General features: G+C 59.4%; 24 protein-coding genes. 11 read left to right on the top strand and 13 right to left on the bottom strand.

Annotated elements, in window-relative coordinates:
* Positions 1-43 precede the first annotated feature (43 nt).
* Both pta and RMV17_RS04495 read left to right on the top strand, forming a co-directional pair.
* On the top strand, positions 44-2,143 hold the full coding sequence (pta, locus tag RMV17_RS04500) for a phosphate acetyltransferase (protein WP_034154497.1): 2,100 nt from the start codon (positions 44-46) through the stop codon (positions 2,141-2,143).
* On the top strand, positions 2,144-3,046 hold the full coding sequence (locus RMV17_RS04495; RefSeq protein WP_034154496.1) for an acyltransferase: 903 nt from the start codon (positions 2,144-2,146) through the stop codon (positions 3,044-3,046).
* Between the two features lie 285 nt (positions 3,047-3,331).
* Here the strand turns inward: RMV17_RS04495 and cysN are convergent, their stop codons facing one another.
* Both cysN and cysD read right to left on the bottom strand, forming a co-directional pair.
* A complete protein-coding gene (cysN, locus tag RMV17_RS04490) occupies positions 3,332-5,230 on the bottom strand; it encodes a sulfate adenylyltransferase subunit CysN (RefSeq protein ID WP_311885872.1) in 1,899 nt (632 codons plus the stop codon).
* Between the two features lie 9 nt (positions 5,231-5,239).
* Positions 5,240-6,157: a sulfate adenylyltransferase subunit CysD gene (gene cysD, locus RMV17_RS04485; protein ID WP_007912374.1), complete on the bottom strand. Its 918-nt coding sequence runs from the start codon at positions 6,155-6,157 to the stop codon at positions 5,240-5,242.
* A gap of 110 nt (positions 6,158-6,267) precedes the next feature.
* Here cysD and RMV17_RS04480 point away from each other — a divergent pair, with 110 nt between their 5' ends.
* Positions 6,268-6,399: a hypothetical protein gene (locus RMV17_RS04480; protein ID WP_311885871.1), complete on the top strand. Its 132-nt coding sequence runs from the start codon at positions 6,268-6,270 to the stop codon at positions 6,397-6,399.
* 3 nt (positions 6,400-6,402) lie between these two features.
* On the opposite strand, the gene RMV17_RS04475 is transcribed toward RMV17_RS04480, so the two are convergent.
* Positions 6,403-7,161 carry a Nif3-like dinuclear metal center hexameric protein gene (locus RMV17_RS04475; RefSeq protein ID WP_311885870.1) on the bottom strand — a complete coding sequence of 253 codons (759 nt, stop codon included), beginning with the start codon at positions 7,159-7,161 and terminating at the stop codon, positions 6,403-6,405.
* A 103-nt stretch (positions 7,162-7,264) separates the two neighbouring features.
* Here RMV17_RS04475 and algW point away from each other — a divergent pair, with 103 nt between their 5' ends.
* The 3 genes from algW (at position 7,265) to RMV17_RS04460 (ending at position 11,349) form a co-directional block, all read left to right on the top strand.
* Positions 7,265-8,422, top strand: a complete 1,158-nt coding sequence (algW, locus tag RMV17_RS04470) for a Do family serine endopeptidase AlgW (RefSeq protein ID WP_007912377.1) — start codon at positions 7,265-7,267, stop codon at positions 8,420-8,422.
* Between the two features lie 88 nt (positions 8,423-8,510).
* Positions 8,511-10,616, top strand: coding sequence for a TonB-dependent siderophore receptor (locus tag RMV17_RS04465; protein WP_311885869.1), 2,106 nt, complete (start codon positions 8,511-8,513; stop codon positions 10,614-10,616).
* A gap of 13 nt (positions 10,617-10,629) precedes the next feature.
* Positions 10,630-11,349, top strand: a complete 720-nt coding sequence (locus RMV17_RS04460; RefSeq protein WP_311885868.1) for a DUF4198 domain-containing protein — start codon at positions 10,630-10,632, stop codon at positions 11,347-11,349.
* A gap of 193 nt (positions 11,350-11,542) precedes the next feature.
* On the opposite strand, the gene hisC is transcribed toward RMV17_RS04460, so the two are convergent.
* The 10 genes from hisC to RMV17_RS04410 form a co-directional block, all read right to left on the bottom strand.
* Complete coding sequence (hisC, locus tag RMV17_RS04455; protein ID WP_311885867.1) at positions 11,543-12,595, bottom strand: histidinol-phosphate transaminase; 1,053 nt, start codon at positions 12,593-12,595, stop codon at positions 11,543-11,545.
* Between the two features lie 3 nt (positions 12,596-12,598).
* Complete coding sequence (gene hisD / locus RMV17_RS04450; protein WP_311885866.1) at positions 12,599-13,936, bottom strand: histidinol dehydrogenase; 1,338 nt, start codon at positions 13,934-13,936, stop codon at positions 12,599-12,601.
* A gap of 125 nt (positions 13,937-14,061) precedes the next feature.
* Positions 14,062-14,697, bottom strand: a complete 636-nt coding sequence (gene hisG, locus RMV17_RS04445; protein WP_007912384.1) for an ATP phosphoribosyltransferase — start codon at positions 14,695-14,697, stop codon at positions 14,062-14,064.
* 142 nt (positions 14,698-14,839) lie between these two features.
* Positions 14,840-16,105, bottom strand: coding sequence for a UDP-N-acetylglucosamine 1-carboxyvinyltransferase (gene murA, locus RMV17_RS04440; RefSeq protein WP_007912385.1), 1,266 nt, complete (start codon positions 16,103-16,105; stop codon positions 14,840-14,842).
* 22 nt (positions 16,106-16,127) lie between these two features.
* Positions 16,128-16,367 (bottom strand): BolA family protein, encoded by a 240-nt coding sequence (locus RMV17_RS04435; protein ID WP_007912386.1) that lies wholly within the window; start codon positions 16,365-16,367, stop codon positions 16,128-16,130.
* Positions 16,368-16,482: 115 nt separating this feature from the next.
* Positions 16,483-16,788 carry a lipid asymmetry maintenance protein MlaB gene (locus RMV17_RS04430; protein ID WP_127925840.1) on the bottom strand — a complete coding sequence of 102 codons (306 nt, stop codon included), beginning with the start codon at positions 16,786-16,788 and terminating at the stop codon, positions 16,483-16,485.
* Complete coding sequence (locus tag RMV17_RS04425) at positions 16,785-17,432, bottom strand: phospholipid-binding protein MlaC (RefSeq protein ID WP_034154487.1); 648 nt, start codon at positions 17,430-17,432, stop codon at positions 16,785-16,787. Before RMV17_RS04425 ends, RMV17_RS04430 begins: the two co-directional genes overlap by 4 nt.
* Positions 17,433-17,443: 11 nt before the next feature.
* Positions 17,444-17,911 (bottom strand): outer membrane lipid asymmetry maintenance protein MlaD, encoded by a 468-nt coding sequence (gene mlaD / locus RMV17_RS04420; protein WP_007912400.1) that lies wholly within the window; start codon positions 17,909-17,911, stop codon positions 17,444-17,446.
* Positions 17,911-18,708 (bottom strand): lipid asymmetry maintenance ABC transporter permease subunit MlaE, encoded by a 798-nt coding sequence (gene mlaE / locus RMV17_RS04415; RefSeq protein ID WP_007912402.1) that lies wholly within the window; start codon positions 18,706-18,708, stop codon positions 17,911-17,913. The genes mlaD and mlaE overlap by 1 nt, the downstream gene beginning before the upstream one ends.
* Positions 18,708-19,517 (bottom strand): ATP-binding cassette domain-containing protein, encoded by an 810-nt coding sequence (locus RMV17_RS04410; RefSeq protein ID WP_007912403.1) that lies wholly within the window; start codon positions 19,515-19,517, stop codon positions 18,708-18,710. The genes mlaE and RMV17_RS04410 overlap by 1 nt, the downstream gene beginning before the upstream one ends.
* A 275-nt stretch (positions 19,518-19,792) precedes the next feature.
* On the opposite strand from RMV17_RS04410, the gene RMV17_RS04405 reads away from it, so the two are divergent.
* Genes RMV17_RS04405 through lptB form a run of 5 tightly spaced genes read left to right on the top strand, consistent with a single transcriptional unit; the run spans position 19,793 to position 23,129 of the window.
* Complete coding sequence (locus tag RMV17_RS04405) at positions 19,793-20,767, top strand: KpsF/GutQ family sugar-phosphate isomerase (RefSeq protein WP_007912405.1); 975 nt, start codon at positions 19,793-19,795, stop codon at positions 20,765-20,767.
* Positions 20,767-21,291 (top strand): KdsC family phosphatase, encoded by a 525-nt coding sequence (locus tag RMV17_RS04400; RefSeq protein WP_007912407.1) that lies wholly within the window; start codon positions 20,767-20,769, stop codon positions 21,289-21,291. The genes RMV17_RS04405 and RMV17_RS04400 overlap by 1 nt, the downstream gene beginning before the upstream one ends.
* Positions 21,292-21,299: 8 nt before the next feature.
* Entirely contained in the window at positions 21,300-21,872 is a 573-nt protein-coding gene (lptC, locus tag RMV17_RS04395) for an LPS export ABC transporter periplasmic protein LptC (protein WP_034154486.1), read from the top strand.
* On the top strand, positions 21,859-22,404 hold the full coding sequence (lptA, locus tag RMV17_RS04390) for a lipopolysaccharide transport periplasmic protein LptA (RefSeq protein ID WP_034154485.1): 546 nt from the start codon (positions 21,859-21,861) through the stop codon (positions 22,402-22,404). Before lptC ends, lptA begins: the two co-directional genes overlap by 14 nt.
* Positions 22,404-23,129 carry an LPS export ABC transporter ATP-binding protein gene (gene lptB, locus RMV17_RS04385; protein ID WP_008085069.1) on the top strand — a complete coding sequence of 242 codons (726 nt, stop codon included), beginning with the start codon at positions 22,404-22,406 and terminating at the stop codon, positions 23,127-23,129. Before lptA ends, lptB begins: the two co-directional genes overlap by 1 nt.
* Positions 23,130-23,286: the final 157 nt, after the last annotated feature.

The following is a 23,286-nucleotide window of genomic DNA, read 5'->3' as shown; positions in this document are numbered from 1 at the left end:
GCTATAAACGACCGCCATTGCCATGCAACTTTAGAGAATTCGCATGCAAACTTTTTTTATCGCCCCCACCGATTTTGGCGTGGGTCTGACCTCCATCAGCCTCGGGCTGGTGCGCACGCTTGAGCGAGCGGGCCTGAAAGTCGGCTTCTTCAAACCGATCGCCCAGCCGCATCCGGGCGACACCGGCCCTGAGCGTTCGACCGAACTGATGGCGCGCACCCACGGCCTGAAACCGCCGCAGCCATTGGGCCTTGCTCACGTTGAGCGGATGCTCGGCGACGGTCAGCTCGATGAGTTGCTCGAAGAAATCATCACCCTGTACCAGCAAGCGGCCATCGGCAAAGACGTGCTGGTCGTCGAAGGCATGGTGCCGACCCGCAGCGCCAGTTACGCCGCGCGGGTCAATCTGCACTTGGCCAAGAGCCTCGATGCCGAGGTGATTCTGGTCTCGGCGCCGGAAAACGAAGTGCTCGCCGAGCTCTCCGGCCGCGTCGAATTGCAGGCGCAATTGTTTGGCGGGCCGAAAGACCCGAAAGTCCTCGGGGTGATTCTCAACAAGGTCAAGACCGAAGAAAGCATGGACGCCTTCGCAGCGCGTCTGAAGGAGCATTCGCCGTTGCTGCGCAGCGGTGATTTCCGCCTGCTCGGTTGCATTCCCTATCAGCCGGAACTCAACGCGCCACGCACCCGCGACGTCGCCGACCTGATGGGCGCACAAGTGCTCAACGCCGGTGATTACGAAACCCGACGGATGACCAAAATCATCATTTGCGCACGGACCATGCGCAACACCGTGGAGCTGCTCAAGCCCGGGGTGTTGGTGGTGACGCCGGGGGATCGCGACGACATCATCCTCGCCGTCAGCCTGGCGGCGATCAACGGCGTGCCGCTGGCCGGCCTGCTGCTGACCAGCGACACCCTGCCCGATCCGCGCATCATGGATCTTTGCCGAGGCGCGTTGCAGGCCGGTTTGCCAGTGTTGTCCGTGAGCACTGGCTCCTACGACACCGCCAACCTGCTCAACGGTCTGAACAAGGAAATCCCGATCGACGACCGCGAACGTGCGGAGATCATCACTGACTTCGTCGCCAGCCACCTCGACGCCAAATGGCTGCACCAGCGCTGCGGCACGCCTCGGGAAATGCGCCTGTCGCCGGCGGTGTTCCGCTATCAGTTGATCCAGCGTGCGCAAGCGGCGAACAAGCGCATCGTCCTGCCCGAAGGCAGCGAGCCGTTCACTGTGCAAGCGGCGGCGATCTGCCAGGAACGCGGGATCGCCCGTTGCGTGTTGCTGGCCAAACCGGAAGACGTCGAAGCCGTCGCTCGCGCCCAAGGCATCGTGCTGCCGCCGGGGCTGGAGATTCTCGATCCGGACCTGATTCGCGAGCGTTACGTCGAGCCGATGGTCGCCCTGCGCAAAACCAAAAGCCTGAATGCGCCGATGGCCGAGCAGCAACTGGAAGACACCGTGGTGATCGGCACCATGATGCTGGCGCTGGATGAAGTCGACGGCCTGGTCTCGGGTGTGATCAACACCACCGCCAACACCATCCGCCCGGCCCTTCAGTTGATCAAAACCGCACCGGGCTGCACGCTGGTGTCGTCGGTGTTCTTCATGCTCTTCCCGGAAGAAGTGCTGATCTACGGCGACTGCGTGATGAACCCACACCCGAGCGCCACAGAACTGGCCGAAATCGCCCTGCAAAGCGCCGACTCGGCAGCTGCATTCGGCATCACTCCGCGCGTGGCGATGATCAGTTACTCCAGCGGCGAATCGGCCACTGGCGAAGAAGTCGAGAAAGTCCGCGAGGCCACCCTCCTCGCTCACGAACAACAGCACTCGCTGCTGATCGACGGCCCGCTGCAATACGACGCCGCTGCCAACGCCGAAGTCGCCCGGCAACTGGCGCCGAACAGCCAGGTGGCCGGTCGCGCCACGGTGTTTGTGTTCCCCGATCTGAACACCGGCAACACCACGCACAAAGCGGTGCAACGCAGCGCCGACTGCGTCAGCCTCGGGCCGATGCTGCAAGGCCTGCGCAAACCGGTGAATGATTTGCCGCGCGGCGCGCAAGTCGATGACATCGTCTACACCATCGCCCTTACCGCGATTCAAGCCGCCAACCGACCTATGGATGTGTAAATGCTGGATTTTCTACCTGCACCGTTGCGCGGCGTGATTGCCTCGCTGCTGTTGGCACTCAACACGATTCTGCTGTGCTCGTTTCTGTTCTGCGTGGCCCTGATCAAAGTGCTGCCGTTCGACCTCGCCCGACGCGCCTCGCTGTGGCTGATGAGCCACACGCATGAAGCGTGGATCAGCAATAACAAGGGCTGGATGAACCTGGTGCGCCGCACCCGCTGGCACATCAGCGGCCTGCAAGGCCTCGACTATCAGCACTCGTACCTGATCACCAGTAACCATCAGAGCTGGGTCGATATTCTGGTCCTGCAATACGTGCTCAACCGCCGCATTCAACCGCTGAAGTTCTTCCTCAAGCAGGAGCTGATCTGGGTGCCGGTGATCGGTCTGGCCTGGTGGGCGTTGGGCTTTCCGTTCATGAAGCGCTACTCCAAGGCCTACCTGGCCAAGCATCCGGAGAAGAAAGGCAAAGACCTCGAAACCACGCGCAAGACCTGCGCGAAGTTTCGCAATAATCCGGTGGGGATTTTCAACTTCGTCGAGGGCACGCGCTTTACTGAAGGCAAGCATGCGCAGCAGCAATCACCGTTCAAATATCTGCTCAAGCCGAAGGCGGGCGGGATTGCGTTTGTGCTGGATGCTATGGGCGAGCAACTGGAGTCGATCGTCAACGTGACGATTCACTACCCGGCCGGGCGTCCGGGGTTCTGGGATTTGCTCTGCGGCAATGTGCGCGATGTGGTGGTGCACTTTGAAGAGCTGAAGATTCCTCAGCAATTCATTGGCAAGAACTACGATCAGGACGGCGAGTATCGCCTGCAGTTTCAGGGCTGGATCAATCAGCTGTGGCTGGACAAGGATGCGTTGCTCGAACAGATGCACCGCGAATATCCTTCCGTATGATCGTGCCCATGCTCCGCGTGGGAATGCCTCACTGGACGCTCTGTGTCCGCTTTAGATGGGACGCGGAGCGTCCCGGGCTGCATTCCCACGCAGAGCGTGGGAACGATCACGAAAAGATCGCAGCCTTCGGCAGCTCCTACATTGGATCGGCGTACATCCTGTAGGAGCTGCCGAAGGCTGCGATCTTTTGACTTTTACAGGTCACAAAAAAGCCCGCCGATGATTGCTCATCGGCGGGCTTTAATCTTGCAGCTTGAAACTCGAAGCTTGTCGCTGCTTCAGTGCTTAGATCGCGCCACGCTGACGTAGCAGATCCAGCACTTGCTTGACGCTTTCTTCCACACTCAGTGTCTGCGTGTCGATCACCAGATCGGCATTCAGCGGCACGTCGTACGGGAAGGATTCGCCCGGGATGTTGTCGCCAGCGGCGGCATACAGACCTTGCGGATCACGCTCGGCGCACACGGCCGGCGAGGCCTGCACGTAAACCGTCAGCAGACGATCCTTGCCGATCAGGTCCTTGGCCTGCTCACGCCCTTCAGCGCTTGGCGCGACGAACGAAGCCAAGGTCAGCAGACCTGCTTCGTTGAACTGGCGCGCGACGTGCGCGGCACGACGCCAATTCTCGGTGCGACCGGCGCGATCCTGTGGCAGGCCTTTGTTCAGGTCCTGACGCAGGTTCTGCCCATCCAGCACAAACACCGCACGGCCCATATCGAACAGCTTGCGCTCGACCGCGTAAGCCAGCGTGCTCTTGCCCGCGCCCGACAGGCCGCTGAACAGCACAGTGGCCGGTTGCTGACCGAAGCGCTGAGCGCGTTCTTCAGTGGCAACATGTGCCAGTTTGCCGTGATGGGTGGCGGTACCGTGGGTCACTGGCTGGGCGACGATCATGCCGGCGCCAACAGTGCCGTTGGTCAAACGGTCGATGATGATGAACGCGCCGGTGGTGCGGTTGCTCTCGTAACCGTCGAGGGCGATCGGCGCGTCGAGCGCGATCTTTACCTTGCCGATTTCGTTGAGCTGCAACGCGCTCGCCGAGCCTTCTTCCAACGTGTTCACGTCGACCTTGTTAACGATGCTGGCAATTGAACCCGGCACGTAACTGGTGGCGCGTTTGATGTCGTATTTCTTGCCCGGCAGCATCGGCTCTTCAGCCATCCACACCAGCATCGCTTCGAAGCTGTCGGTGACCGGCGGCACGTTGTCGGCATGCACCAACAGGTCGCCACGAGAGATGTCGATTTCATCTTCCATGGTCAGCGTCACCGCTTGACCTGGACCTGCATGTTCCAGCTCACCTTCGAAAGTGACGATGGATTTCACTCGGCTGCTTTTGCCCGACGGCAGCACAACCACTTCGTCGCCTTTGTGCACGATGCCGCTGGCCAGCGTGCCGGCGAAACCACGGAAGTTCAGGTTCGGACGGTTGACGTACTGCACCGGGAAACGCAGATCGGTGAAGTTGCGGTCGCCCGCCACTTCCACGGTCTCGAGGATTTCCATCAGCGACTGGCCTTTGTACCAAGGCGAGCGCTCGGACTTGTTCACCACGTTGTCGCCCTTGAGGGCAGACATCGGCACGAAGTGCATGCTGGTCGGCTTCATCTTCAAGCCTTCGGCGAACTTCAGGTAGTCGGCCTTGATCGACTCGAACACGCCTTCATCGAAGTCCTTCAAATCCATCTTGTTGATGGCGACGACGATGTGCTTGATGCCCAGCAGGGAGGCGATGAAGCTGTGGCGACGGGTCTGGGTCTGCACGCCGTAACGGGCGTCGACCAGAATGATCGCCAGATCACAGGTGGACGCACCAGTGGCCATGTTGCGGGTGTACTGCTCATGGCCGGGAGTGTCGGCGATGATGAATTTGCGTTTGGCGGTGGAGAAATAGCGGTAAGCAACATCGATGGTGATGCCCTGCTCACGCTCGGCCTGCAGGCCATCGACCAGCAACGCCAGGTCGATGTCGTCACCGGTGGTGCCGACTTTCTTCGAATCGCGGGTGATCGCTTCGAGGTGATCTTCGTAGATCATTTTCGAGTCGTGCAGCAGGCGCCCGATCAGGGTGCTCTTGCCGTCATCGACGTTACCGCAGGTCAAAAAGCGCAGCAGTTCTTTACGTTCGTGCTGGCCCAGGTAGGCGAGGATGTCCTCGCTGATCAAATCAGATACGTGCGACATGACAACCCCTTAGAAATAACCCTGACGTTTTTTGTCTTCCATCGAGCCGGCGCCATCGTGGTCGATGACACGGCCCTGGCGCTCGGAAGTTCGCGTCAGGAGCATTTCTTGAATGATGTCCGTGAGGCTTTCGGCCTCGGACTCCACGGCGCCCGTCAACGGGTAGCAGCCAAGGGTACGGAAACGCACTTTCTTTTTGACGATGCGCGCTTTGTCTTCGTCAGACAGGTGCTCGAGGATGCGCTCGTCGTCGATCATGATCAGCGTGCCGTTCTTCTCGATTACTTCGCGCTCAGCGGCGAAGTACAGCGGCACAATCGGGATGCCTTCGAGATAGATGTATTGCCAGATGTCCAGCTCGGTCCAGTTCGACAGAGGGAATACACGAATGGATTCGCCCTTGTTGACCTTGCCGTTGTAGACGTTCCACAGCTCTGGACGCTGGTTTTTCGGGTCCCAGCGGTGCTTGCTGTCGCGGAACGAGTACACGCGCTCTTTGGCACGGGATTTCTCTTCATCGCGACGGGCGCCGCCGAACGCTGCGTCGAAACCATGCTTGTCGAGTGCCTGCTTCAGGCCCTCGGTTTTCATGATGTCGGTGTGCTTGGCGCTGCCGTGGGTGAACGGGTTGATGTTCTGCGCCACGCCATCGGGGTTGATGTGGGTGATCAGGTCCAGGCCCAGTTCTTCGACCATCTTGTCGCGGAACTTGTACATCTCCTGGAATTTCCAGCGGGTGTCGACGTGCATCACCGGAAACGGCAGTTTGCCCGGGAAGAACGCCTTGCGTGCCAGGTGCAGCATCACGGCGGAGTCTTTACCGATGGAGTACAGCATCACCGGGTTATCGAACTCGGCGGCCACCTCGCGGATGATGTGGATGCTTTCCGCCTCCAGCTGTTTCAGATGCGTCAGTTTGTCGACCATGGCTACTCACGAAAACTTTCTTATGAACGGCCAGCGGGCCGTGTTCGAGCGGGGAATCCTAGCACAGCGACCTTCTTCTAATCAGGACGCGAGCTAGAACGAAAGGGCATATGAATATGCCCACTCGTTTGGGCGATGCCCCTGTAGGAGCTGCCGAAGGCTGCGATCTTTTGATCTGGTCTTTTAAAAAACAAGATCAAAAGATCGCAGCCTTCGGCAGCTCCTACACAGGGGAGTGGTGATGGTCAGATCGGGTTCGGGCAGTCGATGAAAATGTGTTCGAGGGCGAAACGTTTCGCCAGGTAGTCGCCCAGCGCCTGCACGCCGTAGCGCTCGGTGGCGTGATGACCGGCCGCGATGAAGCTGATGTCGTTTTCGCGGGCGCTGTGGAAGGTCTGCTCGGAGGCTTCACCGCTCAGATACAGATCGACGCCCGCAGCGACGGCCTGATCGATATAGCCCTGACCGCCGCCGGTGCACCAGCCAACCCGACGAATCATCGGATTACCTTCAATCAGCAACGGTTCGCGGCCCATGACATCTTTTACCTTGCGGGCGAAATCGCGCGCGGTCATAGGCTCGTTCAATGAACCGACCAAGCCGACGATTTTCAGATTGTCCGGATCCAGCGGGCCTTCGACAGTGATGTCGAGTTGGCGGGCAAGCTGCACGTTATTGCCCACGTCCGGGTGCAAATCCAGCGGCAAGTGGTAAGCGAGCAGACTGATATCGTGCTTGAGCAAGGTCTTCAGTCGACGCTGCTTCATTCCGGTGACGCACGGATTCTCGCCCTTCCAGAAGTAACCGTGATGCACCAGCACCAGATCGGCCTCAGCCTCGACGGCGGCATCCAGCAAGGCCTGACTGGCAGTGACGCCGCTGACAATACGCATCACCTGCGGGCGGCCCTCGACCTGCAATCCATTCGGGCAATAATCGGCAATTTTCGCACTGCCAAGGTAACGGTCGGCTTCTTCGACGAGGGTGCTGAGGGCAACGGCCATGAAAGACTCCTAAATATCCCGTTCAGAGGCACGCGCGGCCTCGTATAATGCGCGACATTATGGGCGGTCTGACCCCGCCTGCAACTTTTCCAGGACGTGCTTAATGCTCAAGGCGCTGCGTTTTATGGGCTGGCCGCTGTTGGCCGGCGTGCTTATCGCTCTGTTGATTATTCAGCGTTACCCGCAGTGGGTCGGGCTGCCGAGCCTCGACGTCAACCTGCAACAGGCGCCGCAGACCACCAGCGTGCAGCAGGGGCCGGTGTCCTATGCGGATGCGGTGACCATTGCCGCACCGTCGGTGGTCAATCTGTACACCACCAAAGTCATCAACAAGCCGGCGCATCCGCTGTTTGAAGATCCGCAGTTCCGGCGTTTCTTCGGTGATAATTCGCCGAAGCAGAAACGCATGGAATCGAGCCTCGGTTCCGGCGTGATCATGAGCCCGGAAGGCTACATCCTGACCAACAACCACGTAACCAGCGGCGCGGATCAGATTGTGGTCGCCCTGAAGGATGGCCGCGAAACCCTCGCCCGGGTGATCGGCAGCGATCCGGAAACCGACCTCGCGGTATTGAAGATCGATCTGAAAACCCTGCCGGCCATCACCGTCGGCCGCTCGGACAACATTCGTATCGGCGACGTCGCGCTGGCCATCGGCAACCCGTTCGGCGTCGGCCAGACCGTGACCATGGGCATTATCAGCGCCACCGGGCGTAACCAGTTGGGCCTGAACAATTACGAAGATTTCATCCAGACCGACGCAGCGATCAACCCGGGCAACTCCGGCGGCGCGCTGGTCGATGCCAACGGCAACCTCACCGGCATCAACACGGCGATCTTCTCCAAGTCCGGCGGCTCGCAGGGCATCGGTTTTGCCATTCCGGTGAAACTGGCGATGGAGGTGATGAAATCGATCATCGAGCACGGTCAGGTGATTCGCGGCTGGCTGGGCATTGAAGTGCAACCGCTGACCCAGGAACTGGCCGAGTCGTTCGGTTTGTCCGGACGCCCGGGGATTGTCGTCGCGGGGATCTTCCGCGATGGCCCGGCGCAGAAGGCCGGACTGCAACTGGGTGACGTGATTCTGAGCATCGATGGCGAGCCGGCGGGTGATGGTCGTCGCTCGATGAACCAGGTCGCACGGATCAAGCCGACCGACAAAGTGACGATTCAGGTGATGCGCAACGGCAAAGAGATAAAGCTCACTGCTGAAATCGGCCTGCGTCCGCCACCAGCGCCGGTGAAAGAAAAAGAAGAATAAAACTTTTTTCGCGCCAACTGCGCGAATAAAATACATTCTCAACAGGCATGTTATATTGTTTCAATTTTAAGAATTGGAACAACATAACATGTCGTCTCGAACAAAGGCCTCCCTGCTCGGCCTGAGCCTTGGATTGCTGGTCGATCCAGCCTTCGCTGAAGAACTCAAACCGCTTGAACTGGACGCCATCAGCGTCATCTCCGACTACGAATCGCCGACCGGACCGGTCAAGGGTTACCGCGCTACGCGTTCATCCAGCGCAACCAAGACCGACACCGCGATCCGCGATATCCCGCAAGCGATCAGCGTCGTGCCCGCCAGCGTGCTCAAGGACCTGGGCAGCACCAGTGTCGAGCGCGCGCTGGATTTTGCCGGTGGCGTGTCGAAGCAGAACAACTTCGGCGGCCTGACCCTCTACGAATACAGCGTGCGCGGCTTCACCACTTCGGAGTTCTACAAGGACGGCTTCAGCGCCAACCGGGGTTATCCAAGTACACCCGACGCCGCGAATATCGAGCGCATCGAAGTGCTCAAAGGCCCGGCCGCCAGCCTCTATGGCCGAGGCGATCCCGGTGGCACGGTAAATATCGTCACCAAGAAACCGCAGCCCGAAGCCTTCAGCACTCTGCAAACCAGCGCCGGTAGCTGGGATCGTTATCGCACCGCGCTGGACGTCAACACGCCACTTGATGAACAAGGTGATGTGCTTTCGCGGATCAACCTCGCGGTCGAAGACAACAACAGCTTTCGCGATCACGTCGACAGCAATCGCGTATTCGTCGCGCCCTCGATCAGTTGGCAACTGAACCCGGACACGTCGCTGCTGGTGGAAAGCGAAATCGTCCGTCACAGCTCGACTTTCGATCGCGGCATCGTCGCACCGAACAATAGATGGAGCGGCGTTTCCCGCTCAACGTTCCTCGGCGAGCCCAACGACGGCAACATCGATAACCACAACAATCTGCTCCAGGCCACGCTGGAACATCACCTCAACGACAGCTGGAAACTGCGTCTGGCCAGCCACTACAAGGAAGGCAAACTCTGGGGCGACGCCTCCGAATCCCGCCCGTTGAACGCCGATGGCCACACCGTCAACCGCCGCTATCGCGAACGTGACACAAACTGGCACGACAGCATTACCCAACTGGAACTGCGTGGTCTGTTCGATCTCGGCCCATGGCAGCACGAACTGCTGATCGGCACCGAGTACGAAAACTTCCGCAAGAACGAGCGCGTCACCACGTTTGCCGGCGGCCCCTACGCCATAGACATCTACAACCCGGTTTACGGCCAGCCGAAACCCAACGGCACGCGCTCGGGTACTGACTTCTTCGAACACGTCGAAAGCCACGCGTTGAACCTGCAGGATCAAATCGTCTTCACCGACAAACTGCGGGGGATGATCGGTGCGCGTTTCGAGCATTTCGACCAGCACATCGACGACCACAGTCGCAATGCCACCAGCAACCAACGTCACGATGCCCTGACCCAACGCGTCGGCCTGCTCTATCAACTGACGCCGGAAACCGGGTTATTCGCCAACGCATCGACCTCGTTCAAACCGAACAATGGACTCGACGCGTCCAGCAAATCCTTCGACCCGGAAGAAGGCGTCGGCTACGAAGTCGGGATCAAGAACGAACTGTTCGACGAACGCCTGAGCAGCACCCTCGCCTTCTTCCACATCGACAAGGAAAACGTCCTCGCCCTCGACCCGGCCACCGACACCAGTCGCGCGATGGGCAAGGCACGCAGTCGTGGTTTCGATCTGCAAGTCACCGGACAGGTCACCGACGCTGTACGTGTCATCGGCGCCTTCGCTTACATCGACGCCGAAGTAACCCAGGGCGATGCGGTGATTCCCACCGGCAGTCGCATCCTCGGCGTGGCCAAACGCAGCGGCAGTCTGCTTGGGGTTTATGAGTTTCAGGATGGCCATTTGCGCGGCTCGGACGTCGGCGCGGCGTTCACCTATGTCGGTGACCGCTCAGGTGAATCCGGCAGCGACTTCGAATTGCCGGCCTACCAGACCGTCGACCTGCTCGCCCATTACAAGGCCAGCGACAACGTCACCGTCGGCCTGAACCTGAACAACCTCTTCGACGAAAAGTATTACGAGCGCTCCTACAGCAACTACTGGGTCAACCCCGGCGAGCCGCGCAATTTCACTGTCAGCCTGACTCTCAACCTGTAAAAGGAAGTCCCCCATGCAATACGGTAAAACCCTCGCGCTGATCGCCGCGCTGTTCGCAGGCCAAGTCTCGGCCCATGGCCTGTGGACCGAACAACGTCGCGGCAACATCGAAGTGATCTACGGCCACGGCGCAGAAGACAACGCGTTCAAGGCGCAGAAGATCAGTGGCGCCTGGGCCTATGACGCGGGCGGCAAGATGATTCCGGTGAGCGTCGAACGCCTGGCGGATCATGCACGTTTGAAGCCGCTGAAGACGCCTGCGGTGATGGCGGTGGCGTTGAACAATGGCATGTGGTCGCAAACGGCCGACAAGAAGTGGATCAACGAAGGTCGCAGCAAAGTGCCTGGCGCTGTCGAGGCGACGGAGACGTTCAAATACAGTCTGGCGATTTATCAGCCGGGGGCGAAGTTGCCGAAGCTCGATCAAATCAAATTGTTGATTCTGCCGGAGGTTGATCCGCTGACCGTAGGGCCGGGCAAGTCATTGCCGGTGCGGGTGTTGCTCGATGGCAAACCGGTGGCGGGCGTGAAGTTGATTGGCGACTATCGCAGTGCGCCGAACACGTTGAGCACCGAGACTGACAAGGATGGTCGGGCGCAGGTGTTGGTGAGGAATGAAGGGTTGAATGTGATTGCGGCGCAGGTTGAGGTGCCGGTGAAGGACAGTGCGGATGTGGATAGTCGTGGGTTGTTCAGTTCGCTGACGTTCCTTGGCGAGCCACATCACGAATAAAAGCAGACCCTCACCCCAGCCCTCTCCCGGAGGGAGAGGGGGCCGACCGAGTTGTCTTGCGAAGTACGTCGACTTGAAAGACCGAGTCGATTATGGATTCGGTACAACACTTTCACGTCGACGAAGCTCTGCAATATCCCCCAATCAGTCCCCTCTCCCTCTGGGAGAGGGTTAGGGTGAGGGGCTTTTGCTTTTAGAGGTCGCCAAGCCCATCGATCAGTGCCTGATTCTGCTCCGGCGTGCCAATCGAAATCCGCAGGAACTGCGCAATCCGCTCCTGCTTGAAGTGCCTGACAATCACGCCCTGCTCACGCAGCTTGGCCGCCAGCCCCGCCGCATCATGCTGCGGATGCCGGGCGAAGATGAAGTTCGCCGCCGACGGCAATACTTCAAAACCCTTGGCCTGCAACTGCGCGATCACCCACTCACGGCTTTCGATCACCAAGCGGCAAGTCTTGTCGAAATACTCGCGATCCCCGAACGCCGCCGCTGCACCGACAATCGCCAGGCGATCGAGCGGATAAGAGTTGAAGCTGTTCTTGATCCGCTCCAGCGCCTCGATCAGGTCCGGATGCCCCACCGCAAAGCCCACACGCAGGCCCGCCAGCGAACGCGACTTGGACAGCGTCTGCGTCACCAGCAGGTTCGGATAACGGTCCACCAGACCGATCGCCGTCTCGCCGCCGAAGTCGATGTACGCCTCGTCTACAACCACCACCGAATCCGGGCTGGCCTTGAGGATTTGCTCGACTGCATCCAGTGCCAGCAGGCAACCGGTTGGCGCGTTCGGATTCGGGAAAATGATCCCGCCGTTCGGCTTGGCGTAGTCGGCCGGATCGATCTGGAACTGCGCATCCAGCGGTACTGCATCGAACTCGATGCCATACAGACCGCAATAAACCGGATAGAAGCTGTAGCTGATGTCCGGGAACAGCAGCGGCTGATCGTGTTGCAGCAGACCGTGGAAGATATGCGCGAGCACTTCGTCCGAACCATTGCCGAGGAACACCTGATTGCCCTGCACGCCGTAATACTCGGCGACTGCAGTTTTCAGCAGGTCACTGTTCGGGTCCGGGTACAGACGCAGGTTGTCATTGAGCTCGACCTGCATCGCCGCCAAGGCTTTCGGCGATGGGCCGTACGGGTTTTCGTTGGTGTTGAGCTTGACCAGTCTGGTCAGCTTCGGCTGTTCACCCGGTACATACGGCACCAGATCCTTGACGAACGGGCTCCAGAATTTACTCATCGCTCAGTTCCCCTGCCCTTGTAGAAAGTCTTCGTCTTTGATGCGGTATTCGGCGCTGCGGGCGTGGGCGCTCAGCGATTCGCCACGGGCCAGCACCGATGCCGTTTTGCCCAGCTCGGAAGCACCAGCCTCGGAGCAGAAGATGATCGACGAACGTTTCTGGAAGTCGTACACGCCCAGCGGCGAGGAGAAGCGCGCGGTGCCGGAGGTCGGCAGCACGTGGTTCGGACCTGCGCAGTAATCGCCCAGCGCTTCGGAAGTGTGACGGCCCATGAAGATCGCACCGGCGTGGCGGATCTGCGGCAGCCAGGCCTGTGGGTCAGCGACCGACAGTTCCAAGTGTTCCGGCGCGATGCGGTTAGCGACTTCGATGGCCTGGGCCATGTCCTTCACGTGAATCAGCGCACCGCGACCATTGATCGAAGTTTCGATGATGGTCGCGCGATCCATGGTCGGCAGCAGTTTGTCGATGCTCGCGGCGACCTTGTCGAGGAACTCGGCGTCCGGGCTGACCAGAATCGCCTGCGCGTCTTCGTCGTGCTCGGCTTGCGAGAACAGGTCCATGGCGATCCAGTCCGGATCGGTCTGGCCGTCGCACACCACAAGGATTTCCGAAGGGCCGGCGATCATGTCGATGCCGACCTGACCGAACACGTGGCGCTTGGCGGTGGCGACATAGATGTTGCCCGGGCCAACGACTTTGTCGACTTGCGGAACGCTTTCGGTGCCATAGGCCAGTGCCGCAACGGCTTGCGCGCCGCCGATGGTGAACACGCGGTCAACGCCAGCGATGCACGCGGCCGCCAGCACCAATTCGTTGATTTCACCGCGCGGCGTTGGCACGACCATGACCACTTCGGTCACGCCGGCGACCTTGGCCGGAATCGCGTTCATCAATACAGAGGATGGGTAAGACGCCTTGCCACCCGGCACGTACAGACCGGCGCGATCCAGCGGCGTGACCTTCTGGCCGAGCACCGTGCCGTCAGCCTCGGTGTAGCTCCAGGAATCCTGCTTCTGTTTTTCGTGGTAGCTGCGCACGCGGGCGGCGGCTTTTTCCAGTGCTTCGCGCTGTGGCACCGTGATGCGGGTCAGGGCCAGTTCCAGGCGTTCGCGCGGCAGAATCAGGTCGGCCATCGAAGCGACTTCGAGGCCGTCGAACTTCTGGGTGAACTCGACCAGCGCCGCGTCGCCGCGCTCGCGCACAGCCTTGATGATGTCCAGCACTCGCTGATTGACCGAGTCGTCAGACACACTTTCCCAGCTCAGCAGATGATCCAGATGATGCGCGAAATCCGGGTCAGCAGCGTTGAGTCGGCGAATTGCAGTCGGTGCGGTCATAGCGAGAGCCTCATAGGAATGGCAAAAAACTCAGGCGCCCGAAACTATCATTCGATCCGCTTAGGCACCTGAGAATTCTGGCTATGAGGCGGATAGACGGCGCGACCTGGGGTCGCGCAGGTAAATCAGCCGCGGTGTCGCGATTCCACTGCGTTGCGCAGGGTATCGATCAACGCCTGGATTCGGGCGTGCTGCATTTTCATCGAAGCCTTGTTGACCACCAGGCGCGAGCTGATCGTGGCGATCAGTTCCTGAGGTTCCAGGCCATTGGCGCGCAGAGTGTTACCGGTGTCGACCACGTCGATGATCTTGTCGGCCAGACCAATCAGCGGTGCCAGCTCCATCGAGCCGTACAGCTTGATGATGTCAACCTGACGGCCCTGCTCGGCGTAATAACGCTTGGCAACGTTGACGAATTTGGTCGCCACGCGCAGACGGCCCTTGGGCTCAGGCGCGCCGATCTTGCCGGCGGTCATCAGCTTGCACTGGGCGATCTGCAGATCCAGTGGCTCGTACAGACCCTGGCCGGTGTATTCCATCAACACGTCTTTACCGGCAACGCCAAGGTCGGCCGCGCCATGCTCGACATAGGTCGGCACATCGGTGGCGCGCACGATCAGCAGACGAACGTCGTCCTGGGTCGTGGGGATGATCAGCTTGCGGCTCTTGTCCGGATTCTCGGTCGGCACAATGCCCGCTTCGGCGAGAAGCGGCAGGGTGTCGTCAAGGATGCGGCCCTTGGACAGTGCGATGGTCAACATGGGAAACGTCAGTCCTTATCAAGGTACTCATGTCCGGTCGCAATCGGCGCCGGACACACATCGAGGCGTCTTTTCTGATGAAAAGACCACCCTCGATTCGAAACAAATTCGTTGGACACGTCCCTGTGTCCCAATACAGCTATCAGCCCGGAACGCGACGGATCTTGGCGCCCAGCATCTGCAGTTTTTCTTCGATGCACTCGTAACCACGGTCTATGTGGTAGATGCGGTCGATCAAAGTATCGCCTTCGGCAACCAGTGCCGAGATCACCAGGCTGGCCGAAGCACGCAGGTCGGTGGCCATGACTGGCGCGCCCTTGAGGACTTCAGTACCGGTGACGATGGCGGTGTTGCCTTCGACCTGGATCTTGGCGCCCATGCGGTGCAACTCGTAAACGTGCATGAAACGGTTCTCGAAGATCGTCTCGATCACGGCACCGGTGCCTTCGGCAATGGCGTTGAGCGAGATGAACTGCGCTTGCATGTCAGTCGGGAACGCCGGGTACGGCGCGGTGCGCACGTTGACTGCTTTCGGACGCTTGCCGTGCATGTTCAGCTCGATCCAGTCTTCACCGCAGGTGATTTCTGCGCCGGCTTCACGGAGTTTTTCCAGAACGGCTTCGAGGATGGTCGGATCGGTGTCCTTGACCTTGACGCGACCACCGGTCACGGCAGCGGCAACCAGGTAGGTGCCGGTTTCGATACGGTCAGGCATGACCTTATAGAAAGCCGAACCCAGACGCTCGACGCCATCGATGGTGATGGTGTCGGTACCAGCGCCGGAAACCTTGGCGCCCATCGCATTGAGGAAGTTCGCCAGGTCAACCACTTCAGGTTCGCGAGCGGCGTTCTGCAACACGCTGCGGCCCTTGGCCAGAGCAGCGGCCATCATGATGTTCTCGGTACCGGTCACGCTGACGGTATCGAAGAAGAAGTGTGCACCGCGCAGGCCACCTTCAGGCGCCTTGGCCTTGATGTAGCCGCCTTCGACGTCGATCACTGCGCCCATGGCTTCGAGGCCACGGATGTGCAGGTCAACCGGACGCGAACCGATGGCGCAACCGCCAGGCAGTGCCACTTCGGCTTCACCGAAACGGGCAACCATCGGGCCCAGTACCAGGATCGACGCACGCATGGTTTTCACCAGTTCGTACGGCGCGATCAGGGTCTTGATGGTGCGCGGGTCGATTTCGACGCTGAGTTTCTCGTCGATCACCGGCTCGATGCCCATGCGACCGAACAGCTCGATCATGGTGGTGATGTCGTGCAGGTGCGGCAGGTTGCCAACGGTCACCGGGCCATCGCACAGCAGGGTGGCAGCCAGGATCGGCAGGGCGGAGTTTTTTGCGCCGGAAATGCGGATCTCGCCATCAAGACGAGCGCCACCGGTAATAATCAATTTATCCATAAGAATCTCGACGCCCTTAGGCTCAGGTGCGCTCGGCCCAGGCCGCGCTGCTGAAAAATTTCATAGTGACCGCATGGATGCTGCCATCGGTGATCCATGGGTTCAAATGGGCATAGATCTGCTGCTGACGCTTCACCGGGCTCAACGCCGCCAGTTCATCGCTAATCACGTTCAGCTGGAAATTGCAGCCTTCGCCCTCAACTTCTACCAACGTTCCGGGCAGCTTTCCTTCAAGGAAGCTCTTCACTTCTACGGCCTGCATGCTCAACCTCAATCGGCGCCCTGTGCGCACGGGTCGGACATCATACAAAAAAGCCCCGCGCCTGCGAACCCCGCATGGCAGGACTCTGACGGGGGGCTTCTTTATAGATGTGGGTTCAGGGGTGCGCCAACAGTTCGGTCAGTTCACTGACCTGAGCGATTTCGCGCATGTCTTCGGGCATCGCGCGGATGCTGACAGCCTTGCCGGCCGCATTCGCATCGCGCATGAAACACAGCAGCAACGACAAACCGACGCTGCTGGACTTCTTCACCGCCGAGCAGTCGATCACCAGCGAAGCAGCCTTGCTGGACTTGATCAGCGTCTGGCCTTGCTTGCGCAGGTCAGCGCCGGTGCGATAGTCCAGCACTCCGCTGAGCAGAAGCTCGTCGACATCACTCATACGAACTGCGGCCTCATTCATTGCGCGGGGTTCTTTTCGGTGGCTTCCTTGGCCTTGGCCACTTCACCGGCCCAACCATTGATGGTCTTGTCCAGATCGTTGCCATTGCGCTGCATCGCGTCGGCGAACTGATCACGGAACAGCTTGCCGATGTTGATACCGTTGATGATCACGTTGCGCAGTTTCCACTCGCCGTTGATCTTCTCGAGCGTGTACTGCACAGGATAGATCGCGCCGCTGCTGCCCTTGACGGTCATGTTGACGCTGGTGCGATCGCCCGACTCATCCTTCGCAGGATCAACGGTAATGCCCTGGTTGTTGTACTCGAGCAAGGCGTTGCCGTAGAACTGGAACAGGCCTTTCTTGAAGTTTTCCTGGAAGGTCTGCATCTGCGCTGGCGTGGCCTTGCGCGAGTACTTGACCGTCATGATGCTCTTGGAAATGCCTTCGGCGTCTACCACTGGCCCGACGATGCTGTTGAGCGCCGCGTAGAAATCCGTCGGATCCTGCTTGTATTTCTCTTTGTTGGCAGCCAGATCGGCCAGCAACCGGGTGGTTGTGTCCTGCACCAGATCATGTGCCGAAGTCGCAGCAGCCACGGCGTTACCCATCAACGGCAGGGCCGCCAGTAACACCAACAGGCTACGTCGCAAGATAGAGATCATTCAAAAGCTCCTCATTTGGCGTCTTTGCTAACGGTATTGAGCAGGAATTTACCGATAAGGTCTTCCAGTACCAGTGACGACTGGGTGTCGTGAATGGTTCCACCATCCTTCAGCGGTTTGTCTTCCCCGCCTACGCTGATACCGATGTACTTCTCGCCCAGCAGACCAGCGGTCAGGATAGACGCTGTGGAGTCGGTCGGCAGGTTGTCGACCTTTTTATCCACTTGCAGGGTGACCCGACCGGTGAAGCTGTCGCGATCCAGATCGATCGCCGTGACCTTGCCGATGGTCACACCGGCCATGGTCACTTTGGCTCTGACCGTCAAACCGGCGATATTGTCAAAGTAGGCATACAGTTTATAGGTGTCGGTGGTCGACGTCGGAGACAGACCACTGACCCGCAAAGCAAGCAGCAACAAAGCCAGGATCCCTGCCAGCAGGAACAGGCCGACACCGATTTCCAGGGTGCGGTTTTGCATCAGAAATCTCCAAACATCAAAGCGGTCAGAATAAAGTCCAGGCCGAGCACTGCCAGCGAGGCAAACACCACGGTCTTGGTGGTGGCGCGACTGATGCCCTCGGAAGTGGGCTCACAGTCATAGCCTTGGAATACGGCAATCCAGGTCACTACAAAGGCGAAAACAATACTTTTGATCACGCCATTGAGCACATCACTGGTGAAATTAACGCTGTTCTGCATGTTCGCCCAATAAGAGCCTTCATACACACCCAGCCAGTCGACAGCCACCCACGAACCGCCCCAGATGCCCACCACGCTGAAAATCATCGCCAGCACCGGCAGGGAAATGAAGCCGGCCCAGAGGCGCGGGGCAATGATGTACTTGAGCGGATCGACACCGATCATTTCCAGACTGGAAAGCTGTTCGGTGGACTTCATGTTGCCGATCTCTGCGGTCAGTGCCGAACCGGCCCGACCGGCGAACAACAGCGCCGTCACTACCGGGCCGAGCTCACGCAACAGGGTCAACGCAACCATCTGCCCCACCGCCTGTTCCGAACCGTAGCTCGATAGAATGCTGAAGCCCTGCAGCGCCAGCACCATGCCGATGAAGATCCCGGAGACGACGATGATCACCAGCGACATCACGCCGACCGAATGCAGTTGCTTGACCAGCAGGCTGAAGCCACCGCTGATCCCGCCACGCCCCAGCAGCGCATGAAACAGGAACAGCGTCGCACGACCGAACACCGCAACGGCATCGATCGCCGCTTCGCCGAACCGGCGCACGCGTTCTATTAATGAAATTCTGCGCATCAGCGCTTCCCCAGAAGATCTGCGCGGTAATCCGTCGCTGGAAAATGGTACGGCACCGGGCCATCGGGATCGCCGGTCATGAACTGACGGATACGCGGCTCGTCCGAGTTCATCAACTCGTCCGGCGTACCCTGCCCCAGCACCTGACCATCACCGACGACATAGATGTAGTCGGCGATGCTCGCGGTTTCGGCCAGATCGTGGGACACCACGATACTGGTGATCCCCAGCGCATCGTTGAGCAGGCGGATCAGTCGCACCAGCACGCCCATGGCGATCGGGTCCTGGCCGACGAACGGTTCGTCGTACATGAGAATCTGCGGATCGAGCGCAATCGCCCGCGCCAGTGCGACGCGGCGCTTCATGCCACCGGACAGCTCATCCGGCATCAACTCGATGGCACCGCGCAGACCGACCGCCTGCAATTTGAGCAGGACGATGTCGCGGATCATTTCTTCCGGCAAATCGGTATGAACACGCAGGGGGAAAGCCACGTTCTCGAACACATCGAGATCGGTGAACAGCGCGCCGCTTTGAAACAGCACACCCATGTGCTTTCGCGCATCGAACAGATCGCTGCGCGAAAGCGCAGGCAGGTTCTGGCCGTTGACCCAGACTTCGCCGCTGGCAGGACGCAATTGTGCGCCCATCAATCGCAGCAGCGTGGTCTTGCCACACCCGGAAGGCCCCATGATGCCGGTGACCTTGCCGCGCGGGATGCGAATATCGACGTTATTGAAAATGCTGCGCGCACCGCGCTTGAAGGAGACTCCCTTCAGCTCGACCGCGTAGGCGTTATCGGCACTCATCTAAACTCCTTGCGATGCAGCCTCTCACTCGGACGCCTGTCTTTACTTAAAAAGTACGTACATCCCGGGCAGGCCGAACTGGCGGCGAACTATATCACTGCAAAGGCTACGCGCCCAAGGCTTGTACCAGCCTGAGTTCGGCGATATGACAGGTGCGCGGGCTCTTTTACCGGGTTTTGGTAACGAGTAATGACAAAGCACGACGAACTTGCGTGAGGCTTTGCAACATAACCGCTATAATCGCCGCCTTTTCATCGGGCTATACGATTTCTGACATGAGCCAATCCAGCGACCTGATTCAATCGGCACAACGCACCATCCAACTCGAAGTGGAGGCCGTACAAGGCTTGTTGCCCCATATCGACGCCGATTTCGTACGCGCTTGCGAGATGATTCTGGCCAGTAAAGGACGTGTAGTCGTGGTCGGCATGGGAAAATCCGGGCACATCGGCAACAAGATTGCCGCGACCCTGGCCAGCACCGGCACCCCGGCATTTTTCGTGCACCCGGCCGAGGCCAGCCATGGCGACATGGGCATGATCACCCGCGATGACGTGATCCTGGCCCTGTCGAACTCCGGCTCGACCAACGAAATCGTCACCCTGCTGCCGCTGATCAAACGTCTGGGCATCCAGCTGATCAGCGTCACCGGCAACCCGCAATCGCCGCTGGCCAAGGCCGCCGAGGTCAATCTCAACGTTCACGTCGAGCATGAAGCCTGTCCGCTGAATCTGGCGCCGACCTCGTCGACGACAGCGGCATTGGTCATGGGCGATGCGTTGGCCGTCGCGCTGCTGGAAGCACGCGGTTTCACCGCCGAAGACTTCGCCTTCTCCCACCCGGGCGGCGCGCTCGGTCGTCGCCTGTTGCTGAAAGTGGAAAACGTCATGCACGCCGGGCAGGAATTGCCGCAAGTACAACGCGGCACGCTGCTCAAGGACGCACTGATGGAAATGACCCGCAAAGGTCTGGGCATGACCGTCATTCTTGAAACTGACGGTAAACTGGCCGGGATCTTCACTGACGGCGACTTGCGCCGCACGCTGGATCGCAGCATTGACATTCGCAGCGCCACCATCGACCAGGTAATGACGGCCCACGGCAAGACTGCACGGCCAGAGATGCTGGCCGCCGAAGCCCTGAAAATCATGGAAGATCACCGAATCAACGCACTGGTTGTTGTGGACGAAGAAGATCGCCCGGTCGGCGCCTTCAACCTCTCCGATCTGCTGCGCGCAGGAGTCATGTAATGAGTAACGATCTGCTGCAACGCGGCAAAGCGATCAAACTGGCGGTTTTCGACGTCGATGGCGTCCTCACCGACGGGCGCCTGTATTTCCTTGAAGACGGCAGCGAATTCAAGACTTTCAATACCCTCGACGGCCAAGGCATCAAAATGCTGATGAACGCCGGCGTGCAGACCGCTATCATCAGCGGCCGCAAGACCCCAGTGGTCGAGCGCCGAGCGAAAAACCTGGGGATTCCCCACCTGTTTCAGGGTCGTGAAGACAAATTGGTTGTTCTCGACGGTCTTCTTGAGCAACTGGGCCTAAGCTACGAAGAGGTCGCCTATCTCGGTGACGACCTGCCCGACCTGCCGGTGATCCGCCGTGTAGGCCTGGGAATGGCGGTTGCCAACGCAGCCGATTTCGTCCGCGAACACGCCCATGGTGTAACCCGAGCCCGTGGTGGCGAAGGTGCCGCCCGCGAATTCTGCGAATTGATCCTGCGCGCCCAGGGCCGCCTCGATGCGGCCAACGCCGCGTACCTGTGAGCCAAACCATGTTCAGCAAAAAATTTCGCAACTTCCTGCTGTTCGGCTGCATCGCGGCGATATTCGCCGCGGTGGGCTACTGGAACATCAGCCCGGAACGCTTCCTCGACAAGCCACCGGTGAGCTCGGTCGAAACGCCTATCGACTGGTATGCAACCAACACGCATACCCTGCAATATTTGCCGGACGGCAAAGTGCAGTACGAAATGACTTCCGACAAGGCCGAGCACGTCAAGGCAACCGATATCACTCTGGTCACCAAGCCCGACCTGAACATGTACCGCGGAACGGAGTTTCCATGGCACGTGACCAGTGAGCGTGGCGAAGTGAATTCGGGTGGCACACAAGTCGAATTGATCGATTCGGTACGCATCAAGCGCACCGATGAGCAGAACCGCGATCTGTTGGTGACCTCCACGCGCATGACCGTGTTCCCGCAGGAGCAATATGCGCAGACCGAGCAACCCGTTAGAATCGACGGCGCTGGCGGTGTATCGACTGGCGTTGGAATGAAAGCGTACCTGAAGGAAAGCAGGATACACCTGCTATCGAACGTAAGAGGACAGTATGAGGCTCGTTAAAACCCTCCCTATTTTGCTCAGTCTGGGCGCAGCACTGGGAAGCGTGAGCGCCTGGGCTCTGCCGAACGATCAGCAGCAACCTATCCGCATTCAGGCCGACGACGCCCAGCTGGATGACAAGAACGGCATCGCCACCTATAAGGGTGACGTGATCATCACTCAGGGCTCGATGAAGGTGACCGGCAATACCGTGACCATCACCCGCACCCCGGCCGGCGATATTGACGTGGTGACTTCGGTGGGCAACCTTGCCTACTTCGAACAACTGCAGACCGCTGGCGACACCAAGCCTGTACAGGGCTGGGGCGTGACGATCCAGTACCACGCCGCGCAGAACCGCGTTGTGCTGATCGACAAGGCCAAGGTTGTCGACAAGGACAACAACACGACTCAAGGCGAGAAAATCGTCTATGACACCGTGAAGAAACTGGCCAGCGCCGGTCGCGCTACCGGCAGCAAGGTCACCGAAGCGCGTCCGCGCATCGATATGGTGATCCAGCCGAAGAAGAAAACCGACGAGAAAACCCAGTAATGGCAACTCTGAAAGCTCAGCACCTGGCCAAGGCCTATAAAAGCCGCCAGGTCGTGCGTGACGTCAGCCTATCGATCGACAGCGGCCAGATCGTCGGCCTGCTCGGGCCAAACGGCGCCGGCAAGACCACGTGCTTCTACATGATCGTCGGCCTGGTACAGGCCGATCAGGGCCGTGTGCTGATCGACGATCTGGACGTCAGCCACCAGCCGATGCACGGTCGCGCCAAGGCCGGTATCGGCTATCTGCCGCAAGAAGCGTCGATCTTCCGCAAACTGTCGGTGGCCGATAACATCATGGCCATCCTCGAGACCCGCCAGGAGCTCGACAAGGCCGGCCGTCGCAAGGAGCTGGAAAGCCTGCTGCAGGAATTCCACATCAGCCACATTCGCGACAACCTCGGCATGAGCCTGTCCGGTGGCGAACGCCGCCGGGTGGAAATCGCCCGCGCTCTGGCGACTGCACCGAAATTCATCCTGCTCGACGAACCGTTCGCCGGTGTCGACCCGATTTCGGTTGGCGACATCAAGCAGATCATCCACCACCTCAAGGCCAAGGGCATCGGTGTATTGATCACCGACCACAACGTCCGTGAGACGCTGGATATCTGCGAAACCGCTTACATCGTCAACGACGGTCAGTTGATTGCCGAAGGCGATGCAGAAACCATCCTGGCCAACGATCTGGTCAAGGAAGTGTATCTGGGCCACGAGTTCCGCCTGTAAGCGCAACAGTACCCGGTGCGCCGCCGGGGCGCTGTATCGATTCAAGCAGGATTTAATACGCTTTAATTGTTACAGCGCTCTAGGCAAACACTTCAGTTTCAGGCATATAATTTGCTTAAGTTTGGCGCTTCGGCGCCCTGTAGTGGATGGCGCATAG

Origin of the sequence: Pseudomonas sp. VD-NE ins (assembly GCF_031882575.1) — a bacterium.
In the GTDB taxonomy this organism is placed as follows: Bacteria; Pseudomonadota; Gammaproteobacteria; order Pseudomonadales; family Pseudomonadaceae; genus Aquipseudomonas; species Aquipseudomonas fluorescens_BZ.
The sequence above is the reverse complement of the archived record's forward strand: the minus strand, read 5'-3'. Positions and strand labels throughout refer to the sequence as shown.